This window comes from Arthrobacter sp. NPDC090010, assembly GCF_044748305.1.
Classification (GTDB): domain Bacteria; phylum Actinomycetota; class Actinomycetes; order Actinomycetales; family Micrococcaceae; genus Arthrobacter_E.
The window spans coordinates 148,461-172,514 of sequence record NZ_JBIVFT010000005.1 but is presented as its reverse complement, the minus strand read 5'-3'; the positions used below and the strand labels follow the sequence as shown (position 1 = coordinate 172,514).

The 24,054-nt window shown below is 65.7% G+C and carries 19 protein-coding genes; 11 read left to right on the top strand and 8 right to left on the bottom strand.

The features are described from left to right. Positions 1 to 20: 20 nt before the first annotated feature. Genes ACIPXZ_RS09890 through ACIPXZ_RS09880 form a run of 3 tightly spaced genes read right to left on the bottom strand, consistent with a single transcriptional unit; the run spans position 21 to position 3,340 of the window. The gene (locus ACIPXZ_RS09890) at positions 21 to 716 is read right to left on the bottom strand and encodes an IMPACT family protein (RefSeq protein ID WP_400593138.1); all 696 of its coding nucleotides are present in this window, start codon (positions 714 to 716) and stop codon (positions 21 to 23) included. Between the two features lie 37 nt (positions 717 to 753). Continuing rightward, positions 754 to 2,181, bottom strand: coding sequence for a carboxyl transferase domain-containing protein (locus tag ACIPXZ_RS09885; RefSeq protein WP_400593135.1), 1,428 nt, complete (start codon positions 2,179 to 2,181; stop codon positions 754 to 756). Further along, positions 2,174 to 3,340 (bottom strand): CaiB/BaiF CoA transferase family protein, encoded by a 1,167-nt coding sequence (locus tag ACIPXZ_RS09880; RefSeq protein ID WP_400593132.1) that lies wholly within the window; start codon positions 3,338 to 3,340, stop codon positions 2,174 to 2,176. The genes ACIPXZ_RS09885 and ACIPXZ_RS09880 overlap by 8 nt, the downstream gene beginning before the upstream one ends. Before the next feature lie 106 nt (positions 3,341 to 3,446). Between ACIPXZ_RS09880 and ACIPXZ_RS09875 the strand changes: the two genes are divergently transcribed. From ACIPXZ_RS09875 to ACIPXZ_RS09865, 3 genes are all read left to right on the top strand, one after another. Continuing rightward, positions 3,447 to 4,136 carry a FadR/GntR family transcriptional regulator gene (locus ACIPXZ_RS09875; protein WP_400593129.1) on the top strand — a complete coding sequence of 230 codons (690 nt, stop codon included), beginning with the start codon at positions 3,447 to 3,449 and terminating at the stop codon, positions 4,134 to 4,136. A gap of 150 nt (positions 4,137 to 4,286) precedes the next feature. Next, entirely contained in the window at positions 4,287 to 5,693 is a 1,407-nt protein-coding gene (locus tag ACIPXZ_RS09870; RefSeq protein WP_400593126.1) for a TIGR00366 family protein, read from the top strand. Continuing rightward, a complete protein-coding gene (locus tag ACIPXZ_RS09865) occupies positions 5,683 to 7,002 on the top strand; it encodes an amidase (protein WP_400593123.1) in 1,320 nt (439 codons plus the stop codon). Before ACIPXZ_RS09870 ends, ACIPXZ_RS09865 begins: the two co-directional genes overlap by 11 nt. Before the next feature lie 4 nt (positions 7,003 to 7,006). On the opposite strand, the gene ACIPXZ_RS09860 is transcribed toward ACIPXZ_RS09865, so the two are convergent. Then, positions 7,007 to 7,927: a LysR family transcriptional regulator gene (locus ACIPXZ_RS09860; protein ID WP_400593120.1), complete on the bottom strand. Its 921-nt coding sequence runs from the start codon at positions 7,925 to 7,927 to the stop codon at positions 7,007 to 7,009. Between the two features lie 128 nt (positions 7,928 to 8,055). Here ACIPXZ_RS09860 and ACIPXZ_RS09855 point away from each other — a divergent pair, with 128 nt between their 5' ends. From ACIPXZ_RS09855 to ACIPXZ_RS09830, 6 genes are all read left to right on the top strand, one after another. After that, positions 8,056 to 9,489 (top strand): M20/M25/M40 family metallo-hydrolase, encoded by a 1,434-nt coding sequence (locus ACIPXZ_RS09855; protein WP_400593117.1) that lies wholly within the window; start codon positions 8,056 to 8,058, stop codon positions 9,487 to 9,489. Further along, on the top strand, positions 9,486 to 10,988 hold the full coding sequence (locus tag ACIPXZ_RS09850; RefSeq protein WP_400593114.1) for an NAD-dependent succinate-semialdehyde dehydrogenase: 1,503 nt from the start codon (positions 9,486 to 9,488) through the stop codon (positions 10,986 to 10,988). Before ACIPXZ_RS09855 ends, ACIPXZ_RS09850 begins: the two co-directional genes overlap by 4 nt. Before the next feature lie 41 nt (positions 10,989 to 11,029). Next, positions 11,030 to 12,331: an MFS transporter gene (locus ACIPXZ_RS09845; RefSeq protein ID WP_400593111.1), complete on the top strand. Its 1,302-nt coding sequence runs from the start codon at positions 11,030 to 11,032 to the stop codon at positions 12,329 to 12,331. Between the two features lie 46 nt (positions 12,332 to 12,377). Continuing rightward, positions 12,378 to 12,980 (top strand): dephospho-CoA kinase, encoded by a 603-nt coding sequence (coaE, locus tag ACIPXZ_RS09840; protein ID WP_400593108.1) that lies wholly within the window; start codon positions 12,378 to 12,380, stop codon positions 12,978 to 12,980. Between the two features lie 32 nt (positions 12,981 to 13,012). Then, a complete protein-coding gene (uvrB, locus tag ACIPXZ_RS09835; protein WP_400593105.1) occupies positions 13,013 to 15,109 on the top strand; it encodes an excinuclease ABC subunit UvrB in 2,097 nt (698 codons plus the stop codon). Positions 15,110 to 15,279: 170 nt separating this feature from the next. After that, a complete protein-coding gene (locus tag ACIPXZ_RS09830) occupies positions 15,280 to 16,440 on the top strand; it encodes a TerC family protein (protein WP_400593102.1) in 1,161 nt (386 codons plus the stop codon). A 90-nt stretch (positions 16,441 to 16,530) separates the two neighbouring features. Here ACIPXZ_RS09830 and ACIPXZ_RS09825 read toward each other — a convergent pair whose 3' ends face one another. From ACIPXZ_RS09825 to ACIPXZ_RS09815, 3 genes are read right to left on the bottom strand one after another with little or no spacing between them, the layout of a single operon-like run. Then, a complete protein-coding gene (locus ACIPXZ_RS09825; RefSeq protein WP_400593099.1) occupies positions 16,531 to 17,880 on the bottom strand; it encodes an alpha/beta fold hydrolase in 1,350 nt (449 codons plus the stop codon). Continuing rightward, a complete protein-coding gene (locus ACIPXZ_RS09820) occupies positions 17,877 to 18,413 on the bottom strand; it encodes a GNAT family N-acetyltransferase (RefSeq protein WP_400593097.1) in 537 nt (178 codons plus the stop codon). Before ACIPXZ_RS09820 ends, ACIPXZ_RS09825 begins: the two co-directional genes overlap by 4 nt. A 30-nt stretch (positions 18,414 to 18,443) precedes the next feature. Then, a complete protein-coding gene (locus tag ACIPXZ_RS09815; RefSeq protein WP_400593094.1) occupies positions 18,444 to 20,966 on the bottom strand; it encodes a DEAD/DEAH box helicase in 2,523 nt (840 codons plus the stop codon). 118 nt (positions 20,967 to 21,084) lie between these two features. On the opposite strand from ACIPXZ_RS09815, the gene ACIPXZ_RS09810 reads away from it, so the two are divergent. Both ACIPXZ_RS09810 and ACIPXZ_RS09805 read left to right on the top strand, forming a co-directional pair. Beyond that, positions 21,085 to 21,894 carry a trans-aconitate 2-methyltransferase gene (locus ACIPXZ_RS09810; protein ID WP_400593092.1) on the top strand — a complete coding sequence of 270 codons (810 nt, stop codon included), beginning with the start codon at positions 21,085 to 21,087 and terminating at the stop codon, positions 21,892 to 21,894. Next, positions 21,895 to 22,269, top strand: a complete 375-nt coding sequence (locus ACIPXZ_RS09805; protein ID WP_400593089.1) for a GntR family transcriptional regulator — start codon at positions 21,895 to 21,897, stop codon at positions 22,267 to 22,269. Between the two features lie 34 nt (positions 22,270 to 22,303). Here the strand turns inward: ACIPXZ_RS09805 and ACIPXZ_RS09800 are convergent, their stop codons facing one another. Next, complete coding sequence (locus tag ACIPXZ_RS09800) at positions 22,304 to 23,935, bottom strand: beta-N-acetylhexosaminidase (RefSeq protein ID WP_400593086.1); 1,632 nt, start codon at positions 23,933 to 23,935, stop codon at positions 22,304 to 22,306. Positions 23,936 to 24,054 lie beyond the last annotated feature (119 nt).

Sequence of the window (24,054 nt, the reverse complement as noted above, 5' to 3'; positions counted from 1 at the left end):
TGGTTACTGAAGGATTCATTTCAGGAACCGGGCGTTAAATCCACCCATTCGGTCTGTCCGGGGACGAGTTCAGAGGCGCCCGCGCTGAGGGAGAGAACGGTCTGTTGTGCCTTCCGAAGGATTTCCAGGTCATCCTGGAACGCGATCCGGATGATCGCCCCGCTTGCACCGTAATCCGTGCCGGTGACGTGAAGACCCACCGCGCGGAGTTCGTTCTCCAGCTTCCCGGCCGAGGAGAAGCCTGCGGAGATCTCGCCGAGCCGGAGCCGCTGCCGGGTCACGAGAGCCGCGGCATCCACCGCCTGTGAGACCGAATCCGAGTAGGCCCTGACGAGGCCGCCGGCGCCCAGCAGGATGCCACCGAAGTACCGGACGACGACGGCGCACAGATCACTGAGATCCTGCACGCCCGGTGCCGTCTCGCGTCGGCTGAGCGCCTCGAGCATCGGGATGCCGGCGGTTCCTGACGGCTCGCCGTCGTCGTTCGACCGCTGGGTCATGCGATCGGGACCGAGGATGAACGCACTGCAATGGTGACGGGCGTCGTGAAACTCGCGACGCAACTCGGTGACCAGGGCCCTGGCCTCGTCCTCGCTGCTCACGCGTCGCAGGACTGTGATGAAGCGGGAGCGCTTGATCTCCAGTTCGTGGCGGAAATCCGGCCCGGCAGCGAGTGTCGTATAGCGCGTCGCGCGGCTCTCCTCGGCATGGGGCACCTGATCATCCTAGCCGCGCCGGTGGTTCGGCTCCGGCTCAGACGGTCAGAGCAGAGCACTGATGAAGGAACAATTGCAGTTCCTTCATCACCTGTGGGATCAAGGTCTCGTGGCCCGTTCCCGACAGCAGACGGTTCACCTGGCCCGTGCGTGCCAACTGGTGCGCGCTGATCCCTTGCTGGGCTGCCATCTGAGGCGCATGACCGGTGTCCCGGTGCACGATCATGCTCGCCCCTTCCAATGGCAACGGTGCGAGCCATGCATCGGCCGCTGCGATTGTGTGGCGTGCCGAGAACAGGGCCAGCGCGGCAGCGCCGCAACCTTGCCCCAGAAGCACGGTGGCTGTGGGAACCGTCGCTGCCCGCAGCTCGCCCAGACAGCGGGCGACCTCGCCGGCCAGCGCGCCGTTCTCCGCCCGGGCGGAGAGCTCTGCGCCCGAGGTGTCGACGACGGTGATGAGAGGCAATCCGAGTTCTCCCGCAAGGCGTATGCCCCGTCGTGCGCCGCGTAGGGCCGCCGGCCCGGGGGCGGTGGACGCTGAGCGGTCGTGCCCGACGATGAGGCAGGAACGTCCGGCGATACGGCACAGTGCCATGGCGATGCTGTCGTCCCGTTCTCCTGCTCCCGTGCCGCGCAGAAACACCGGAGAGGTGGTGGCGGCGAAGAGTTCCTGAAGACCGGGGCGGGTTGCGGCACGGGTGCTCAGGACGCAATCCCAGGGATCCGGCGGTCCGTCGACGGCGGTCTGTTCATCGGAGGGGAGTGACGCCGGGGAATCGTTGCCGTCCTGCCCCGGAACGAGACAGCTCAGCACGGCGGCGAGGTGATCTCTCAGCCCTTCCTCCTCGACCAAGGCGTCGAGGATGCCGTGCCGGTGGAGATTCTCGGAGGTCTGGATGTCGTGCGGGAAGGCGGCCCCGTTCAAGGCTTCCGTCACCCTAGGGCCGAGCAATCCGATGAGCGCCCCGGGCGTCGCCGTCGTCAGCTGGCCGAGCGAACCCCAGGAGGCGAAGGCTCCACCGGTGGTGGGGTGCCGGAGGTGCACCAGATAGGGCAGCCCCGACGAGCGATGCCGGTGAATGGCATCGACGACGTCGATCATCCGCAGGAAGGCCGGGGTGCCTTCCTGCATTCGGGTGCCCCCGGAGGACGGAAGGGCCAGGACGGGAAGGCGGTGAGCGGTGGCGTGTTCAAGCGCCGCGACGAGGCGCTGGGCCGCGGTGATGCCCAGCGACCCGCCCAGGAAGCGGAACTCGCTGGCCAGGACCACCAGACGATGTCCATCGAGACGGATCTCGGCGGTTGTCACCGCTTCGTCGCAGCCCGAGCCACTGGCCGCCTCCAGCAGTTCAAGGCGGTAGCCGGCATCGTGACCGTCATAATCGGCCGGCCGGTCCAAAACGCGGATGCTGTCTCGATCGGCGAGCGCGTCCAGGAAGCGCCCGGCGTCCCACCCCCTAGGCATGAGCGGCTTCCGGGGCATCGAGCCAGGCGCGGATGGCCGGACCATGCTGATCGAGGAGCGGGGGAGCCCCGTGCTCGGACCGGATGCGCTCCGTCTCGTCGGCAGCGAAGAACCGCAAGGGGGGACCGGGCAGCCGGACCGGCCCCAGACTTGCGTGGTCAACCTCGATGAGGAGGCCCTGGCTGAGCGTCTGCTCCCAGCTGTAGACCTGATCGAGCGACCGCACGCGTCCGGCAGGGATGCCGAGTGCGTTCAGTTTTCCCAGGAGTTCCACTGAGGTCCAATGAGAGAAGGTTTCCTCGATGAGCCGGACGAGGGCCGCCCGGTTGTGCACTCGGGAGCCGTTGTCCGCGAACTCGGGGTGGTCCGGATCGAGGGTGAAACCAGTGCAGAACGCCCGCCACAGTTTCTCGCTGCCCACGGCGATCTGGACGATTCCGTCGGCACAGGCGAAGGAGCCGTACGGGGCGATGGCCACGTGGTGGTTGCCTTCAGGGACCGGTACGACGCCCGCGACGGTCCAGCGGGTGCCTTGGAAGGCGTGAACTCCGACGGAGGCGGCCAGCAAGGAGGTGCGCACGATCTGTCCTGATCCGCTCGACGTCCTTTCGTGGAGGGCCGCGAGCACACCATAAGCGCCGTACATTCCGGCCAGGAGATCGGCGATGGGTGTGCCCGCCTTGATCGGCTGTCCGGCCGGCCCGGTGAAGGACATCAGGCCGGCTTCACCCTGCGCGATCTGGTCGTACCCGGCGCGCCCGCCTTCCGGGCCGTCGTGACCGAAACCCGTGATCGAGAGGGCCACGAGCGCGGGGTTGCGTTCCAGGAGGGTTCCAAGCCCCAGGCCAAGCCGTTCCAGAACACCCGTCCGGAAGTTCTCCACGAGGACGTCCGCACGGTCCACGAGCCGGAGAAGGACCTCGCGGTCTTCGGCCGATTTGAGGTCCAGGACGAGGGACTCCTTGTTCCGATTCGTGGAGAGGAAGTATGTGGACTCGGCGTCATGACCGGCTTGTCCTTTCACGAAGGGAGGGCCCCAGCCGCGGGTGTCATCCCCTCGGCCCGGAGTTTCGACCTTGATCACGCGGGCACCCAGGTCGCCGAGCATCATGGTGGCGTGCGGTCCGGCCAGTGCACGGGACAGGTCCACAACGAGCATTCCCGTCAGAGGACCACGCGAATTGCCTAATTGGTTCATTGGACTAGCCAATCGAGAAGCGTGAGGCCTGTCAAGTACCCTAGGGGTGTCGATAGGGGAGGAACAGTTGGACAGTCTGAAGCCGGTTGCGAGGCCGCGGCTCTATGAAACGGTGGCCCGTCAGATCGTCACCTGGATGTCGGATAACGAGGTTCGGCCCGGGGACCGGCTTCCTCCCGAGCGCGAGCTCGCCGTCAAACTCGGTGTCAGTCGGGCCACGATCAGTCAGGCGCTCGTGGCCATGGAGGTGGTCGGCGCCATCTCCGTCCGGCATGGCGATGGCGCCATCGTGACCTCCTTGTCGGCCGATGTGAAGCTTGTGGAAGCGATTCGGGAACACGCTCAACGCCTGCCGGACATCCTGGACGCGCGGGATGCACTGGAGAGCAAACTGGCCGCGCTGGCCGCGGAGCGACGCACCGAGGCTGACATGGCCGCCATTGATGCGGCACTGGATTTCATGCTGAGCGAGCTCGACGCCGGGGAGCGCGGCGTCGACGGTGATGAGCGATTCCATGCGGCCGTCACCCAGGCCGCGCATTCTCAGCTTCTGGCCAAGCTGATGGGAGAGATATCCGGGCTCATCAGGGAGACGCGGGTCGAGTCCCTCGGGCAACCGGGGCGCCCGCGCGAGTCGATGATCCAGCACCGGACGGTGGCTGAGGCGATCCGGGCGGGTGACCCGGCTCTTGCTGCCGCGGCGATGCATTCGCATCTCAGTGCGATCCGCAAGGGAAGGGCCCTGGGGGAGGGCTGACCGCATTTTCACAATGGTCCCGTTGACTGGCCGACGGGATCATTGTGATCTTGACCACGATCATGAGGGGCGGTATTACTTGATCAGTGGACAGTCCACTAGGTCATTGACGTAATGGTCGAGGCCTCCCCATAGTCAGAGGTCAATCCAATGTCAGTTTGGACGGGCGAGCATCGCCTGCGGCGCGGACTTCTCCAGCGATTCACCGCGCTCTGTGTTCGTTATGTTGAACGATTCATGCCGGACCCTTATCTGTTCGCTGTGCTTCTCACGATCCTGGTGGTGGTTCTGGTCGCGGTCCTGGTGCCAGGAGCGTCGGCGCCGGGAATGGTGACAGCCTGGTACTCCGGCGTCTGGGGGCCAAAGAACATCTTCACCTTCGCTCTGCAGATGGTGCTGATCCTGGTCACCGGTTACACGCTGGCGGAAGCGCCGGTGGTCAAGAGGGGGCTCAAAGCTCTCGCATCCAAACCGAAGAATCAGGTGCAAGGCGCCCTTCTGTGCTTCGCCGTAGGCTCCGTCTTCTGCCTGCTGAACTGGGGGCTTGGTCTGGTGGCGGGCGCACTTGTGGCGAAGGAGGTGGCGCGCCGTCTTCCTGAAGCTCACTTCGGCTATCTCATCGCCTCGGGGTACATGGGCTACATGGTGTGGACCCAGGGCTTCTCCTCGTCCATCGCCCTGGCCAACACGGATCCCTCCAGCCCCATCAACGTCATCCACCAGATGACCGGGAAACTCGTTCCCTTGGGCGACACCATCTTCCAGCCCTACAGCTGGGTTCCGGTGCTGGTGTCCATGGCGGTGCTCGGCCTCATGATCCGCAGGATGGCCCCCAGCGAAAGCCTTCAGGCCGATCCGGAACTCTTCGTCGAGCCCGAGCCGCCGTCCCGGGCGGCAGGACCCAGGTCCTTCGCCGAGCGGCTGGAGAACCTCTGGATCCTCAACGTGCTGCTCTTCGCCGCCGGCCTTTGGTACTTCATCCAGAGTGGATGGCAATTGAACATCGGTTCGATGATCATGCTCTTCACGGTGACGGGCGCCTTGCTTCACAAGACGCCCATCCGGTTCATCCGTGCCTTCGGAACCGCCGCGAAAGCGTCCGGGCCGCTGCTCCTGCAATACCCGCTGTACGGCGGGATCATGGGTCTGCTCGGCTATGCGGCGGTGAAGGACGGGCCATCTCTCGACGGCGTCCTGGCTCACGGAATCGTGGCGGGCTCCGATCCGTCGACCCTGCCTTTCATGACGTTCATCGGGTCGATCGTCATCTCGCTCTTCGTCCCTTCCGGAGGCGGCCATTGGGGGGTCCAGGGTCCTATCGCGGTTCATTCGGCACTGGCGATGGGTCAGGATTCTGCCGGGTATCTCGGGCTGATGTCCATGGCGGTGGCGTTCGGCGAGGCCATTGCGAACATGATCCAACCCTTCTGGCTGCTCCCGGCACTCTCCATCGCGAAGCTCAACGTCCGTCAGGTCATGGGTTACACGGTCATCGCGTTCCTGGTGGGTTTCGTCATCTTCGGCCTCGCGATCCTGGTGGCGCCTCATGTCATCTGAAACGCGCGATGCCCTGCTCCTTCGTGAGGGCTTCTCTCCCGTGACGGTCCTTGCCGAGCGTCTCAGGGCCGAGCCGGACGCCGTCGGCCCCTTCGTGAACGAGGTGCTCGACCATATCGCCGAGCGTGACGGTGCATTGCGCGCTTTCAGCCGGGTGCTGCCGGAGACCGTGCAGCGCCGTGCCGCAGCCCTGAGCGGGAGAGACGGCAGCTTGCCGCTGTACGGCGTTCCGGTGGGGGTCAAGGACTTGATCGACACGGAGGACGAAGTCACGGAGTACGGGTCCGCGCTGTACCAGGGGCACCGCCCGGAGCAGGACGCGGAGGTGGTGCGGCGCCTTCGCGGAGCGGGCGCGGTGATCGTCGGAAAGACGGTGACGACCGAATTCGCCCTGTTCAATCCGCCGGCGACACGGAATCCGCATGATCCTGCACGGACTCCTGGCGGATCCTCCAGCGGATCCGCCGCTGCGGTGGCCGCAGGGCTGGTTCCCGTAGCCCTGGGAACTCAGACCGCGGGTTCGGTGCTCCGCCCGGCCTCGTACTGTGGGGTCGTCGGATTCAAACCCGGGTTCAACGTTCTGGACAGGAGGGGTGTCCGGGAGCTGTCCCGCAGTTTCGACACTCTTGGCCTCTTCGCCCGTTCGGTCGAAGATCTGAAGCCGTTCTTCGACGCGCTCGGCGGCGGTGCCCCCGACGGATCCCGGCGCAGTCGGGGGCGGCCTCGGGTCGCGTTGGGATCGGGTGGCGCATGGTCCTTCCTCGACCCGGACTGCCGGGCGGTTGTCCGCGGCGCCGGTGACAGGCTCGCAGCGGCGGGCTTCGACGTCGTCGACTCGTCGGTCGACGGGTGGCTCGCCGAATTGGCGGGCGAGCAGTCCATCTTGATGGCCTACGAAGCGTGGCAGAGCCTGAAGCCGCTGGTCGAACGGGACGCCGAGGCCTTGTCACCCTTATTGCGGCGGTATCTGGAAGAGGGCGCCGGGATTCCCATGGACCGTGCGCTGGACGCCATGGTGCGTATCTCCCGGTGGCAATCGGAATGGGGAGCGCGGCTGGGCGGGGTGGACGCGGTCCTGATTCCAAGTGCGCAAGGGGAGGCTCCCCACGCCGCCGGCACCGGCGACCTCTTCCTTTGCCGCGCCGCCACGGCGCTGGGGGTTCCTGCGGTCAGCCTTCCCATCGGGTGCGGTCGACATGGGCTTCCCATCGGCGTTCAGCTGATCGGCCGCCGCGGGGAGGACTGGAGGCTGCTCGACCTCGCGGAGACGATGCTGCATCTCTTCGACGGACGGCCGGTGACTGCCTGACCGCTCAACCGAGGCCCTGCTTCAGCGGATGCGCGGCCAGAACCGTCGCAAGATGAGCAGCGAACGCTTCCGCCCACGTCTTCCGGTCGCCGGGCGGGGGCAGATGCACCTGGGCGTGACGCTGTCCGAGCACCGGGTGATCGATGGCCCGGAGCGTAGCGAAGTCATCCGTCTCCTGATCGAGCGCGAAGTGGCTGAGCAGGGTGGCGCCCGTTCCAGAGCGGACGAATTCCATGAGCACTCCGACGTGATCGGTTTCCATGGCGATCCGCGGCGTCAGTCCTTCCATGCCGACGGCCAGATCGAAGAGTTCCCGCTGTGTGATGCCCTGGGACGAAAGGGCCAGTGGGTACTCACAGAGCGCTGCCAAGGGGATCGGTTCGCCATACAGGCCCTCTCCCGTTTTCCGGGGCAGTACTGCGTGCGCCGGGGCGGGGAAGGACGCGAAGACGCTGATGTCACGGGGCGGAGCGATCGCGTAGACGGCGGCCACATCTGCTTCACCTTCCTGCACGCGATGGGTGGCGAACGCCGACGGCAGCACGGTCAGCCTGATGTCCACGTCGGGATGCTCCTGCTGAAACAGGCACAACGCCTCGGGGATCCTCCGGCGGGCGAGGCCCTCGCAACTGGCCACTCTGAGCACCTGACGCCGCGAGGTGCTGAGAGTGCGCAGCTCCTCGATCAGCCGGGCCCCTTCCTTGCCGGTCCTCCGGACGTGGCTGAGGAGCAGCCGGCCCGGTGCCGTGAGGTCCATGCCGCGGGCATGGCGTTCGAAGAGAGCCACCCCCATCTGGCGTTCCAGAGCTGCGACCTGCCGTGAGATGGCCGATGCCGAGACGTGCAGGGTGTCCGCGGCCACTGCGATGGATCCGGTCCGGGCGACCTCCTGGAAGTAGCGGAGCGAGGTCGGGAGAAGGTGCATGTCTCCATCAAAGGCCAAGGCGTGCGTTTTTTGCAACGAGATGACACAAAACGGCACTGGTTCACGCCACTCGTGGCACATAATCTGAGTCTCTGAACGGCGACGAATAGACGAAGGACTGAGGACCAATGGCGGACGAATTCGGTGAGATGGTGCGGGATCATTTCGACTCCGGACGTTTCTTTGCTGAGCTTTCACACAAGATCGCAGTCCCGACGGAAGTCTCCCATCTGGGCATAAACCTTGCATTGACGGCATACCTTGAACGCGTCCTGGCCCCTGAACTGGGCGAACTCGGTTTCGTGCACGAAGTCCATCCCGACTGGCGGGGCAGTGGCAACAGCTTCCTCATCGCCCGCCGCATGGAGGACCCGGCCGCCCCCACGGTGCTCTGCTATGGACACGGTGACGTGGTCAACGGGATGGCGGGTCAATGGGAGAACGGCCGGGACCCGTGGCGGCTGAGCGACGAGGACGGCAGGTGGTACGGGAGAGGAAGCGCCGACAACAAGGGGCAGCATCAGGTGAACCTGAGTGCAGTCAGGCTCTTGCTGGAGCGGCGCGGAAGTCTCGGCTTCAACCTCATCTTCCTCTTCGAAGGCGGCGAGGAGATCGGTTCGCCCGCACTGGACGAGTTCGTCCGGGAGCACCGCGAGGAACTGCGTGCAGACGTCATGATCGGCTCCGACGGCCCGAGGGTGGATGCGCGGACACCTACCCTGTTCCTGGGGAACAGAGGGGCGTACACCTTCAGGCTTACCGCGGACCTGCGGGCAGATGCCCTCCACTCCGGAAACTGGGGCGGGGTGCTGCGCAACGCCGCCACCACGGTGACCGGTGCGGTCGAATCGATCGTCGACGGTCAGGGGCGTCTGCTGGTGCCGGGTCTGCAGACGCCGCAGCAGTCGCCCGAGACGATGCTGGCGCTGTCCTCGCTCCGTTTCACTCCGGACCCCGAAGATCCGGAGCCGGATCTCGCCTGGTTCGATCCGCGCCTGGACCTCGCGGAACGGGTCTGGGGATCCAACGTCCTGGAAGTCCTCGCCCTGCAGGCGGGAGACGCCGACGATCCGGTCAACGCCATTCCTGGCCAGGCTACCGCCGTTCTCCAGCTCCGCTATCTCGCGGGGAGCGCCCGGGCGGAGTTCCCCGCGATCCTGCGGCAGTGGCTGGATGACCACGGTTACGGCATGGTCGAGGTCAGCGAGATCAACGACTTCCCGGCGAGCCGGACCGAGGTCTCAGACCCCTGGGTCGGCTGGGCTGTTCAGGTGATGCGTGAGGCCATCGGCAAGGACATCGCGGTGCTCCCCAACATCGGGGGATCCTTGCCGAACAAGGTCTTCGCGGAGACGCTCGGGCTGCCCACTCTCTGGGTGCCGCATTCCTATCCGGGGTGCCGCCAACATGCGCCGGACGAACACTTTCTCGAATCGATCGGTCGTGAAGGGCTCCTCCTCATGTGTGCGCTCTTCGACGGTCTCGGCCATTCCGGCAGGCATCCTGCCCCCATCAGCCTCGCTTCATCCGTGAGGACGAGTTCAAGGAGTCATCAGGCATGAAAACCCAGGTCAGCGCACCGCCCCTCACAGACCGTGAACTGGAGCTGCTTCACTCGGTTCCTGATGGGCTCTTCATCGGAGGCCAATGGCGTCCGGCCATCTCCGGGCGGACGTTCGACGTCGAAGATCCCGCGACAGGACGGATTCTCATGAGCATCGCCGACGCCGGGCCTGACGATGCTCTCTCGGCGCTCGATGCCGCCTCCTCGGCCCAGGACTCCTGGGCCCGTACGGCTCCGCGGGAGCGCAGCGAAATCCTCCGTGCGGCCTTTGACGGAGTGCTGGCCCGGAGCGAGGACTTCGCCCTGCTCATGACCCTGGAGATGGGGAAACCCCTGGACCAGGCACGGGGGGAAGCCGCCTACGGCGCCGAGTTCCTGCGCTGGTTCTCCGAGGAGGCCGTGCGCATCGCAGGACGGTTCTCCACTGCGCCCGACGGGCACAACCGATTCCTGGTGCAGAAGCGTCCGGTCGGACCCTGCCTGCTCATCACGCCATGGAACTTCCCGCTGGCCATGGCGACACGCAAGGTCGCCCCCGCCCTCGCCGCCGGATGCACGGTCGTCCTGAAGTCAGCGAACCTCACACCGCTCACCGCCCAGCTCTTCACCCAGGTGATGCAGGAGGCTGGAGTCCCGGCCGGAGTGCTCAACCTGATCCCGACGTCGACGGCGGGGGAGACCACCGGACCTCTGCTGAAGGACGAGCGCCTGCGCAAGCTCTCATTCACGGGTTCGACGACGGTGGGCCAGCGTCTGCTGGCCGCTTCGGCAGAGCGGGTGCTGAGGACCTCCATGGAGCTCGGCGGCAACGCTCCGTTCATCGTGTTCGAAGACGCGGACATCGATGCCGCCGTCGACGGGGCCATGGCCGCCAAGATGCGCAATATGGGAGAGATCTGCACCGCGGCCAATCGGCTGATCGTGCACCGTGGCGTGGTCGATGAGTTCTCCGCGAAGTTCTCCGCCAAAGTCGCGGCTCTGGTCACAGCCCGCGGTACGGAGCCGGGCGTCACCATGGGACCGCTCATCGACGGTGCATCCCTGGCCAAGGTCCACGGCTTGGTGACGGATGCCGTGGACCGCGGCGCCACGGTGCTCACCGGCGGTGCTCCGGTCCAGGGGCCGGGGTACTTCTACCAGCCCACGGTCCTGGCCGGACTCGCTCCCGACTCGCTGATTCTGGAGGAGGAGATCTTCGGCCCCGTGGCGCCCATCCTCACCTTCTCGGAGGAGGAGGAGGCCTTGCGCATGGCGAACGATTCCGACTACGGACTGATGGCGTACGTCTTCACCCGGGATGTCAATCGGAGTCTCCGGGTGGCGGAAGGACTGGAGACGGGGATGCTGGCGCTGAACGCGGGCAATGTCGCGAATCCCGCCGCGCCGTTCGGCGGGGTCAAACTCTCCGGGCTCGGCAGAGAAGGCAGCCACGAGGGGATCGAGGAATACCTGTACACCCAGTACGTGGGTGTGGCGGACCCGTACGCAGCCGGCTGAACCCACCATGCACGATGAGTGAAAGAGGAAAGACGATGTCAATGATTTCCACTCGGCGCTCGCCCCGGGATGGGGCTGGAGACCGGCACCGGATGCCGGTCAAGACCATCATCGCGGCCAGCGTGGGCAATGCGGTCGAATGGTTCGACTGGACCGTGTATGCCACGTTCGCCGTCTTCTTCGCGGGTCAGATCTTCCCCGGAACGGCGAGCGGCGCGTTGCTGGCCACCTTCCTCACCTACGCACTGGCCTTCTTCTTCAGGCCCCTTGGCGGCATCCTGATCGGACGCTTCGCCGACACGCGGGGACGCAAGGCCGGCATGTTGCTGACCATCACCCTCATGGCGGGAGGTTCTCTCCTGATCGCCGTCCTCCCGACCTTCCAGGCGGCCGGATGGTTCGCCCCGGCGCTGCTGTTCATCGCCCGGGTGGCCCAAGGGATCTCGCTGGGAGGCGAGGTGTCCAACGCCTCGTCCTATCTGGGCGAGATCGCACCGCCCGAGCGCCGAGGCAGATACTCCGCCTTCTTCTACATGTCCACCGGGTTCACCGTACTGCTGGCCTCCTTGCTCGGGGCGCTCATGACCACCGTGCTGAGCGCGGAAGCACTCGCGTCGTGGGGCTGGCGGGTCCCGTTCCTCATCGGAGCACTGCTCGGGCTGGTCGGGTTGTGGCTGCGACGCGACATGACGGAGTCTGAGAAGTTCGAGGAGGCCAGAACACTGGCCCAGAGCATCAAGCGGCCGCTCAGGGCCACTCTGAGCAAGCATCCTCGTTCCGTGCTCATCCTGGTGGCGCTGACGATGGTGGGGACGTTGAGCTACTACACGAATTTCTCTGCCTTGGCTCCTTATGCCATCACCTTCCGTGGTGCCGGAAAGGCCGAAGTCTTCTGGGCCCTGTCCCTGGCGACCGCCGTGTTCGTCGCTCTCCAGTATCCGATCGGTGCCTTGTCCGACCGCATCGGACGCAAACCGATTCTCATCACCATGACGGCGGGCACGGCGCTGTGCACCGTCCCACTGTCGCACCTGGTCGGTCCCGGCTTCGGCAACATGTTCGTGGTCTACCTCGTAGGGCTCGGCCTGTACGCCATGCACGCGGCCCTGAACCCGGCATTCGCCTCCGAGCTGTTCCCCACCCATCTGAGAGCCACCGGCATCGGGTCCTGGTACAACCTGACCGTCGCAAGCTTCGGTGGAACGGCGACCCTTGTGGTGACCTGGCTCGGTGGCCTGGGACTCGGACAGCTCTTCTTCTGGTACGTGGCCGTGGCTGCAGCGCTCGCATGCCTCGTGGTCGTCTTCGTGATGCCGGAGACCAAGGGCAAAGTGCTGGATTGAGTCTCCTTCTCCAGAACCCTGGAGAGGGCGGGCTAGGCTTGGAGGCATGCTGAGAATCGGCCTGACCGGAGGGATCGCGTCCGGGAAATCACTCGTCGCGACGCGATTGGCGGAGCACGGGGCGGTCCTGATCGACTCGGATGTGCTCGCCCGCCAGGTGGTCGAGCCGGGGACGCCGGGGCTCGCCGCAGTCCGTGCGGCGTTCGGTGAAGGCGTGATCGCTACGGACGGGTCCTTGGACCGTGCCGCGCTGGGCGCCCTGGTGTTCGCGGAGCCTGCTCAGCGTGCGCGGCTGAACGGCATCGTCCATCCCCTGGTGCGGGAGGCCGCAGCCCAGCTGGTCGCCACGTCGTCCCCGGAGGCCGTCGTCGTGCAGGACATTCCTCTGCTGGTCGAGACGGGACAGCAGGGCGACTTCGATGTCATCGTGGTGGTCGATGCTCCCGATGAGGTCCGGATCGCCCGCATGATGGAGCATCGTGGGATGGCGCGGGAGGACGCGCTGGCCCGGATCGCAGCGCAGGCGAGCCGTGAAGACCGCAATGCGGTGGCTCATGTGGTGCTCGTGAACGACGGCAGCCGTGAGGCTCTCCTGGAGCAGGTCGATGCGCTCTGGGCGAAGCTGCGGTCGAAAGCGGCCGCGGAGTAATTCCTGTCAGGGCGCAGTAGTACATTTGTTCTATGAGCCTCGCCCAGGAGATCAACCGTGTCGTGGCGCCTTTCGAGGTCGTCAGTGAATATCAGCCCGCAGGGGACCAGCCCACCGCCATCGCGGAGCTGACCGAGCGCATCCAGAACGGTGAGAAGGACATCGTGCTCCTGGGTGCCACCGGTACCGGCAAGAGCGCGACCACCGCCTGGCTGATCGAGCAGGTCCAGCGCCCGACCCTGGTTCTCGTCCAGAACAAGACCCTCGCGGCGCAGCTGGCCAACGAGTTCCGAGAGCTGCTGCCCAACAACGCGGTGGAGTACTTCGTCTCCTACTACGACTACTACCAGCCTGAGGCGTATGTGCCTCAGACGGACACCTTCATCGAGAAGGACTCCTCGATCAACGAGGAAGTGGAACGGCTGCGGCACTCCGCCACCAACACCCTGCTGACACGTCGGGACGTCATCGTGGTCGCCACGGTGTCCTGCATCTACGGACTCGGCACACCCGAGGAGTACATCGCGGGCATGGTGACGCTCCGCCGGGGGATGGAACTCAACAGGGATGATCTCCTGCGTCGCTTCGTGGCGATGCAGTACGCTCGCAACGACATCGACTTCCACCGCGGAACCTTCCGGGTCCGGGGTGACACCGTGGAGATCATTCCGATGTACGAGGAGCTGGCGCTGCGCATCGAGTTCTTCGGTGACGAGATCGAGAGCATCTACACACTCCATCCGGTCACCGGGGAGGTCGTCCGGGAAGAGACCGAGATGTACGTCTTCCCGGCGTCCCACTATGTGGCCGGCCCTGAACGGATGGGCCGTGCCATCACCGCCATCGAGGACGAACTCGCCGGGCGGCTGAAGGTCCTGGAGTCGCAGAACAAGCTCGTTGAGGCGCAGCGGTTGCGCATGCGCACCACCTACGACCTCGAAATGATGCAGCAGATGGGTTTCTGCAACGGCATCGAGAACTACTCGCGGCACATCGACGGCCGCGACGCGGGCTCCGCCCCGCATTGCCTGTTGGACTACTTCCCGGACGACTTCCTGCTGGTCATCGATGAATCGCATGTCACGGTTCCACAGATCGGCGCCATGTACGAAGGCGACGCGAGCCGTAAGCGGACTCTGGTGGAACACGGTTTCCGCCTGCCCTCGGCTTTGGACAACAGGCCTCTGAAGTGGGACGAGTTCCTGGAGCGGATCGGACAGACCGTCTATCTCTCGGCGACCCCCGGAAAATACGAACTGGGCAAGTCCGACGGCGTGGTGCAGCAGATCATCCGTCCCACCGGCCTGGTGGACCCGGAGATCGTGGTCAAGCCGACCAAGGGACAGATCGATGATCTGCTGGGGGAGATCCGGGACCGGGTGGAGAAGGACGAGCGCGTCCTTGTCACGACCCTGACCAAGCGCATGGCGGAAGATCTCACGGAGTACCTGCTCAGCCATGGCGTCAAGGTGCAGTACCTGCACTCCGATGTGGACACCCTTCGCCGTGTTGAATTGCTGCGAGAGCTGCGGCTGGGCACCTTCGATGTCCTGGTGGGCATCAACCTGCTCCGTGAGGGCCTGGACCTTCCCGAGGTCTCTCTCGTGGCGATCCTGGATGCCGACAAGGAAGGATTCCTGCGGTCTTCGACCTCGCTCATCCAGACCATCGGCCGCGCGGCCCGTAACGTCTCCGGTCAGGTCCACATGTACGCGGACCGGATCACCGACTCGATGGAGCATGCCATCGAGGAGACGAACCGACGCCGCGAGATCCAGGTGGCGTACAACCGTGAGCACGGCGTGGACCCGCAGCCTCTGCGGAAGAAGATCGCCGACATCACCGATCAGCTGGCCCGGGAGGATGCCGACACCCAGGAGCTTCTGGCCCGGACCAAGCCGAACAGCAAGGGGGCCAAGGCCGCTGCGGAGAAGGGGAACGCCACGGTTCGGCGCGACGGGCTTGCCGCCGCACCCGCCACCGAATTGGTCGGACTCATCGAGCAACTCACCGAGCAGATGCACTCTGCGGCAGGGGAGCTCCAGTTCGAGCTGGCGGCGCGGCTGCGCGATGAGGTCTCCGATCTCAAGAAGGAACTGCGCCAGATGCGGGCAGCAGGACACGCCTGAGTCGTGGCGGGGTCGAACTGGGATAGAATGGAAAACGAGTAGGGGAGTATCCCGCGTGCTCAGTCCGTCAACACGCAAGGCAATGGCGCCTCGCCGGGCTGTGCAGGTCCTGTCGCAACAGGGCCGGAGAGACTTACGGCGATTGTCCGTACCCTGCGAAAGGCACTATTGTGCTTGATCTTCCCGTTTGGTTCGAGGTTGGTTCCTTCATCGTCCTCGGCCTCGTTCTCCTGACCGATCTGCTTCTGGTCCTCAAGCGCCCGCACGAGCCCTCCATGAAAGAGGCCGGGCTCTGGGTCAGTTTCTACGTTCTCCTCGCCCTGATCTTCGCGGGGCTGATGTTCCTCTTCACCGGTCCCGAGTTCGGCAGCCAGTTCGTGGCGGGCTGGGTGACCGAATACAGCCTGAGCATCGACAATCTGTTCGTGTTCATCATCATCATGGCGCGCTTCTCGGTACCCAGGAAGTATCAGCAGGAAGCCCTCATGGTGGGCATCATCATCGCGCTGGTGCTGCGTGGCATCTTCATCCTGCTCGGGGCAGTGATCATCGAGCAGTTCTCCTGGGTGTTCTACATCTTCGGCGCCTTCCTGCTCTGGACCGCCTACAAGCAGGCCAAGGACGACAGCGAAGAAGAGGGCGAAGGCGGGGAGAACCGTCTGGTGGGCTGGTTCTCGAAGATCCTGCCGATGCACAACGAATTCAACGGTGGCAAGGCGACCATCAAGATCAACGGCAAGCGGCACTTCACCCCGATGCTGCTGGTGTTCCTGACCCTGGGCGTCACCGATCTGATTTTCGCCCTGGACTCGATTCCCGCGATCTTCGGGTTGACGCAGAGCCCGTTCATCGTCTTCACCGCGAACATCTTCGCTCTCATGGGCCTGCGGCAGCTGTACTTCCTCCTCGGCGGTCTGATGGAGCGCCTGATCTACCTCAAACACGCGCTCTCACTCATCCTGGGTTTCATCGGCTTCAAGCTGATCTTCCATGCGATGCATGAGAACGAGCTGCCGTTCATCAACGGTGGCCAGCACATCGAGTGGGCGCCGGACATCCCCACCTCCTTCTCCCTGCTGTTCATCCTGGGCACGATCTTCCTGGCCGTCGTCGCGAGCCTCGCGGTCTCCAAGAAGCGTGCCGGGAGGGAGCCGGAGGTGCATGAGATCAGCCGGACGGCCGATCGCGTGGCGCACCAGGCCGAGACGGTCGCGGCTGAGTCGACGAGCACTGAGTCGACGAGCACTGAGCCGATGAGCACTGAGCCGAAGGATGCCGGAACCACGGCTCCCGGGCAGACGACGCCGGCTGACGACGGGCATCGCTCCTGACCGAGCGGCACGAGCCGGAGTCGGACGCACGACGCCGGGCGGAGCATGAAGCTTCCGCCCGGCGTCGCGCTGTTTCCTGCAGCCGAAAGCTCAGGACTCGGGTGCCGCGTCCCGAGCCATGGTGAGGAGCCTGCGGAAGATGGCCTCGCCGTCGTCGGCGATACCGTCATGATGGAAGTCCGGGGTGACCCAGGTCTGAGTGCCGCGCACGGCGGCGGCGGTCTCGAGCGAGAGATCGTGGTCCACGAAGACGTCGTCCGCATAGACCGCAGCGGCAACCGGCACGGAGTTCCGGGCCAGGACCTCGCGATCGAAGAGCCGCGGCCAATCGGTTTTGCCGGCCAGGATGTGGGCGACCTCGGCCAGGGGCTGCAGGCTCGGATCCTGTTCGAAGAGCCAGGGGTAGATCATCTCACCGGTCAGCAGGACCTCGTCCGCATCGGGGGAGAACTGAGGGTTCTCCTGCAGCACGCGCCAGGCGGACCAGTCGCTGGCCTCGCCCTGGGCATAGATCGATTCGTGGATGGTGGCGTAGAGGGGGTTGCCGGCGAAATCGAGATAGGCCGGCAACTGTGCCAGGAACCAATCGGAGAGCCGATCGCCGTCCGGGGTGGTGATGAACGCCTTCTCCAGGAGGTAGTGCAGCGCATCGACGCGAGTGTTGCCGCCGAGGTACATGCCGAGCATCTGGAAGCGTTCCACGGTGAGCCGGTCGCCGCGAGGCAGATACTCGGGCACCTGGCGGAGGTGGTCCGCGATCCGGTTCACCGTCGCGCGGTCCTCGGGATACCAGCCGAAGTACTCGCGGTTGCGGGCTTCGATCCGACGGAAGGTGGCCCGGTAGACCCGGTCCGGCGAGCCGTGCAGTGGTGCCAGGCCGCCGGTGAGAAGAACCTCCCGGAGTGCTTCCGGCGCCGTGGAGAGGTAGGCGAGGGAGCACCAGCCCCCGAAGCTCTGTCCGAAGAGACTCCACTGGGCGACTCCGAGCGCCCGGCGGATGGCTTCGGCATCCGCCACGATGGAATCCTGCCGGAAATGACTGAGGTACTCCGCCTGGGCGGCCGCATCGCCGCGGGACGCAAGGGACTTGGCCTCGACGGGGGTGGACAGACCCGTGCCGCGCTGATCGAGCATGAGCACACGGAAATGCTCCGTGGCCGCTTTGGCCCATCCGCTCAGACCGGTCCAGCGATTGCCCGGGAAGCCCGGTCCGCCCTGGAAGAAGAGGAGCCAGGGCAGCTGCTCGTGCTGCTCCCGGCTCCGCCCGGATGAGCCGTACTCCCGGGCGAACACCTCGATCTGTTCGCCGTCCGGCTCTGCTGGGCGCAACGGCACGGTGAAGAAGTGATCGACCGTCCGGACTCCACGGAACTCGTGTTCCCCACCTTGACGATGGGCGCCCGGTACTGCCGACGCGGACTGTGCCTCGGCGGCGCTCATGCGGGCATCGCCGCCGAGTCCTCGCCCCGAGCTGCCGCATGAGGCGTGGAATCGAACAGGGCCCCGGCCGAGTGCAGGGCGTCGCCGCTGAGACGGAAGGTCGACCAGCCGTCCATGGGGAAGGCACCGAGCGAACGGTAGAACTCGATCGACGGTTCGTTCCAGTCGAGGACGCTCCATTCCATGCGTGCGTAGCCACGGCTCGAGGCCAGGCCTGCAAGGTAGGTGAGCAGTGCCTTGCCGTGCCCCTCCCCGCGGGCCTCCGGCTTCACGTAAAGGTCCTCAAGGTAGATGCCGTGGACGCCCTCCCAGGTGGAGTAGTTCAAGAACCACAGCGCGAAACCACGCGTCCGTCCGTGATCGTCCTCGGCAATGGCGGCGTAGACGGCCGGTATGCCATCGAAGAGGTGTTTCTCCAGCTCTTCCGGAGTGTTCCGGACGGCGTCGGGTTCCTTTTCATACACCGCGAGATCGACGATCATCTGGTGGATTGCGGGCACATCGGCACGGCTTGCTTCACGAATACGGCTCATGAGGATCAGCTTAGTGGGGCCGTCGCGGGCTCAGAGCCTGTTGACGTCGGAGACCTTGATGACGGCGCTTCCGCTCTCATCGGAGGCGGCCAGGTCCACGGAGGCTGAGATGCCCCAATCGTGATTCCCTGCGGGGTCCGCGAAGATCTGCCGCACCTCCCAGCTGCGCGCGCCCTCGGTGATGATGAGCAATTGCGGCCCCCGGGCATCTGCGCCGGTGCTGATGTCGTCGTGCTCATCGAAGTAGTCGTCCAGGGCGTCCTCCCAACGGTCGGCGTCCCAGCCTGCCTCGCCGTCGAGCTCTCCGAGCGCCTTGGAGTCCTCATCCGCGAAAAGCTCCACGCGGCGGAACATCTCGTTGCGCACCATGACTCGGAAGGCCCGGATGTTGTCGGTGAGCTTCGGAGGAGACGGAGGGATGATCGGATCCTCTGAGTGGTTCTGCGGGTGGGTCAGCTCTTCCCACTCGTCCAGCAGACTCGAGTCGACCTGACGGACCAGCTCACCCAGCCAGGCGATGAGATCCTCCAGATCCTCGCGCAGGGCATCCGAAGGGACGGTCTGCCGCAGCGCCTTGATCGCGTCGCTCAGATAGCGCAGAACGATTCCCTCACTGCGGGCGATCCCGTAGAACTGGACGAACTCGCCGAAGCTCATGGCCCGCTCATACATGTCCCGGACCACCGATTTCGGGGAGAGCTCGAAGTCGCCGACCCAGGGAGCCGCCCGGCGGTAGGTGTCGAAGGCGTCGAGCAGCAGTTCGGCCAGCGGACGGGGGTAGGTGACCTCGTCCAGAGCCTTCATCCGTTGTTCGTACTCGATGCCTTCGGCCTTCATCGCGGTGACGGCATCCGTCTTCGCCTTCTTCAGCTGGGCCGAAAGGATCTGGCGCGGCTGGTCCAGCGTGGACTCGATCACCGAGACGACATCCAGCGCATACGACGGCGACTCCGTGTCCAGGAGATCCAGCGCCGCCAGAGCGAAGGGGGAGAGAGGCTGGTTGAGGGCGAAGTTGTCCTGCAGGTGCACGGTCAGCCGGACCGTACGTCCGTCCCTGCCGCGTTCCCCCTCCGGGATGCGCTCCACGACCTCTGCCGCAAGCAGTTCGCGGTAGATGCCGAGCGCCTTGCGCATCAGCTCAAGCTGCCGCGGGCGGGGCTCGTGGTTGTTCTCCAGCAGATGCCGAGCCGCGGTGAAAGGATCGCCGGGCCGTTCCAGAAGGTTCAGCAGCATGGCGTGCGTGACGGTGAAGCTCGAACTGAGCGGTTCCGGAACCGAGTCCACGAGCCGGTTGAACGTCGGTTCGCCCCAGGAGACGAAGCCCTCCGGAGGCTTCTTCTTCACCACTTGGCGCAGCTTCTTCTGGTCGTCACCGAACTTCGCGACCGCCTTGGCCATCGACTTGGCGTTCTCGATCACGTGTTCGGGGGCCTGAACCACGACAGTGCCCGCGGTGTCGAAGCCCGCCCGGCCGGCCCGGCCGGCGATCTGATGGAATTCCCGCGCATTGAGCAGGCGTGTCCGCACGCCGTCGTACTTGCTCAGGGCGGTGAGCACGACGGTCCGGATCGGGACGTTGATCCCGACGCCGAGCGTGTCGGTCCCGCAGATGACCTTCAGAAGGCCGGCCTGTGCGAGCTGCTCCACCAGACGGCGGTACTTCGGCAGCATGCCGGCGTGATGCACCCCGATCCCGTGACGGACCAGTCGATTGAGCGTCTTGCCGAAGCCTGCGGAGAAGCGGAAGCCGGCGATCAGCTCCGCGATCCGGTCCTTCTCCTCGCGAGTGCACATGTTCACGCTCATGAGGGTCTGGGCACGCTCGATGGCCTCAAGCTGGCTGAAGTGGACCACGTACACCGGTACCTGCCGGGTCTCGAGGAGTTCCTCAAGAGTCTCGGGCATCGGCTTCAGGCCGTAGTAGAAGTGCAGGGGGATCGGGCGCTCGGCGGAGCTGACGGTGACGGTCGGGCGTCCGGTGAGTTCCGTCAGACCGTTCTCGAAGCGGGCGACGTCGCCCAGAGTCGCGGACATGAGCAGGAACTGCGCCTGTGGCAGCTCCAGCAACGGAACCTGCCAGGCCCAGCCTCGCTGCGGATCCGAGTAGAAGTGGAACTCATCCATGATGACCGCGCCGAGTTCCGCCTCGGAGCCTTCACGCAGGGCGATGTTCGCCAGGATCTCGGCGGTGCAGCAGATGATGGGGGCGTTGCCGTTGACCGACGAGTCACCGGTCACCATGCCCACGTTCTCGGCGCCGAAGATCTCGCAGAGCGCGAAGAACTTCTCCGAGACGAGAGCCTTGATCGGCGCCGTGTAGTAACTGCGCTGTCCGCGGGCCATGGCGTAGAAATGGGCGGCGATGGCCACCATGGACTTTCCGGAGCCGGTGGGCGTGGCGAGAATGACGTTGGCGCCGGTGGCGAGCTCCAGAGAGGCTTCGTCCTGAGCGGGATAGAGCGTCAGCCCCCTGGACTCGACCCATTCGACGAACGCGGTGTACGCGGCGTCGTCCGTGGAGGCGGACGCGGGCAGCAGTTCAAGGAGCTTCACCGTCTCAGCCTACCGGCCGCCCGCTGCGGAGCGCGGGCCGGCGGGCAGGCGCTGGGGTACGCTCGCACTGAGAGTTGACCCACACCCGCGCCCGCGGGTTTCTTCGGCAGGAGCGGCAATGACCCAGAGCGTTGAATGGGATCCGGTCAAGTACGTCCAGTTCGGAGACTACCGGGACCGCCCGTTCTTCGACCTCACACAGAGGATTCATGCCGAGTCCCCGCGGTTGGTCGTCGATCTGGGCTGCGGGCCGGGGAACCTGACCGCGACTCTGGCCGAGCGCTGGCCGGAAGCGGAGATCGTCGGAGTGGACTCCTCCGAGAGCATGCTGTCCACCGCGGCGGACCACGCGGCACGGCACCCCAAGCTGCGTTTCGAGCTGGGTGACATCTCTTCATGGGAACCGGGCGATGTCGACGTGCTGGTCTCGAACGCGGCCTTTCAATGGGTGCCGGGGCACGAGGCGCTGCTGGCGAAATGGTTCGACCGCATGCAGACCGGGTCCTGGGTCGCCTTCCAGGTGCCCGGGAACTTCGGGGCTCCTTCCCATGTCCTGATGCGGGAGCTGGCGGAGTCTCCGGAATGGTCCGGGAAGCTCGCCGGAGTGCTCCGGCACCGCGATGCCGTGTCCGAGCCGGCGGATTACCTCAGGATCGCTCTGGACGCCGGCTGGCAGGCGGATGCCTGGGAGACCAGTTATCAGCAGCTTCTGGCGGGTCCCGACCCCGTTCTGGAGTGGGTGCGCGGGACAGGCCTGCGGCCCGTTCTGGGTGCCCTGGGACCCGAGGACGCCGAACGCTTCGAAGCGGAGTACGCAGCGCGGTTGCGCACGGCTTACCCTGTGACCCCGCACGGGACCGTCTTCCCGTTCCGCCGGATCTTCAGCGTCGCCCACAAGGGCGTCCCGGCCGGGGCGGGTGAACGCTGAATGGCCGCGTTCCCCGGAAGCTGGCGGCCGAAGCAGGACAACGGCGTCGCACTGTTCGAGCAGATCAAATTGCGAGTGGTGGATCTCGCCGACGGCGGCTCGCTCCCGGCAGGCCAGCGGCTTCCTGCGGTCCGAGCCCTCGCCATGGAGCTCGACGTCGCCCCGCACACCGTGGCGCGGGCATACAAGGAGCTCGAAGCGGCCGCCGTCGTCGAGACCCGCGGTCGTCACGGTACCGTCGTGCTGCCCCGCGACGGAAGGCAGCAGCAACTCCAGGAAGCAGCTGCCGCCTTCGCTGAGGCCGCGCGCGGAGGGGGTCTCAGTCTCAAGGACGCCGTCCGTCTGTTCACGGCGGCCTATGAGGAGCGGGGCTGAGGTCGCTCCCTCAGAGTCCCACCGCGTTGTCGGTTCAGTCCGTCCGGCTGTCCACCGATGCTCTGAAGGCCGCGACGTCCGGACGCGCCCGCCAGGCCTCGGGCCCTTCCAGACGCCGGTACTCGACTCCCGCGGCGGCGAGGCGCTGAAGATGTCCCGCTTCCTCGTCGTCGCCCGTCAGGCGCTCGATGAAATCCTCGAACGCGGGTTTGTCCAGGCACCAGGCCACCTCCGCGAAGGCGCAGAGCCGCGGGAAGGCGTGGTAATCGCGTAGCCGCTGATCGGTGAGGTACTCGCTCCACAGCTGGGCCTGCACTCCCAGGACCCGGCCGCCGTGGAGCTCCTCCAGCCCGGACACGCGTGCCGGGGCTGGGTCGAAGGAATGGACCTTCTCGAGTGGCAATACCGGCCAGAAGGGGCTCGGTTCTCCGGCCAGATCGCTTTCCCGGTAGTCGAGGTAGGTGAACTCGTGCTGGGACACCACGGTGGGGTGGCCCGCAGTGAGACTGAGATCCACCGTGTCCGCTCCGAGCCAGGCGTTCACGACGGCCGTCCGGGGAAGTGCTTCTCCGATGGCCTCATGCCAGACGCCCATGCGACGGCCCCTCGATCCCAGGTGATCGCCGAGTCTGCCGAGGAACCAGCCGTGCAGCGAGCCGACGGAGCTCAGTCCGAGTTCCTCGGCCCGGGCGCGGATCGGGGCGGAGTTCTCCCAGCGGGTGTAGGGGACCTCGTCCCCGCCCAGGTGGATGGTGGGGGAGGGGAACACCTCCATGAGCTCGTCCAGAACGGTCCGGAAGAAATCGAGCGTCCGTTCCGAAGGGTCCAGGATGCAGTCACTGACGCCCCAGCGAGTGCTGACCTCGACCTCAGGGGCCTCGACGCCGAGGAACGGGTATGCGGCGATCGCGGCCACGCTGTGCCCGGGCAGATCGATCTCGGGAACCACGGTGATCCCGAGATGTCCCGCATGTTCGACGACCATGGCCAGTTCCTCCTGGGTGTAGAAACCGCCATGCGGCCGCCCGGCCATGAGTGCGTGTTCCAGCGCCGGGGTATCGAAGGCGACCGGCGTGTCGGCACGCCAGGACGCCACCTCGGTCAGACGGGGATAGGCCTTGACCTCGAAGCGCCAGCCTTGGTCATCGCTCAGGTGCAGTTGGAGGACGTTGAGCTTGTGGGCGGCCATCAGCTCGAGGAAACGGAGCAGTTCGCTCAGTGGCATGAAATGACGTGCGACGTCCAGCAGCACGCCTCGGTGGCCGAAACGCGGCTCGTCCTCGATGCTCAACGCGGGCAACGCCACCGGAGCGACGGAGTTCGGTCGTGCGGCGAAGGCGGTCACCCCGGCGAGCTGGCGCAGAGTCTGCCAGGCATGACGCACCCCGTCCAGATCCGACGCCGAGACCTCGATCCCGTCCCCGATGTCGAGGCGATAGGCCCCGTCCGCCAAGTCCTGGTCCATCAGCACTCTCAGATCCGGCCCACCGGATCGGCCGTCCGTCAGGACACAGCCGAGCCAGTCCTCGGCCTGATGACGCAGGAGCTGCCAGGCAGGATCCTTCGTGTCGACCTCGGTGAGGAACCCCAGCCGGGGCGGAACGGACAGGCTGTCCGCATGCTGACGGACGACGCGCGGGGCGGGAATGAGGGGAGGAAGCTGCACTGATGACCTCGCAGGTTCGGAAGTGATGGTGAACACCACCCTGCCACATGGGTGAGACATGGAAATTCGAACAGGTTTTCGATTAGCATGGCTTCGTGCCTCATGCCAGCGGTGAAGAC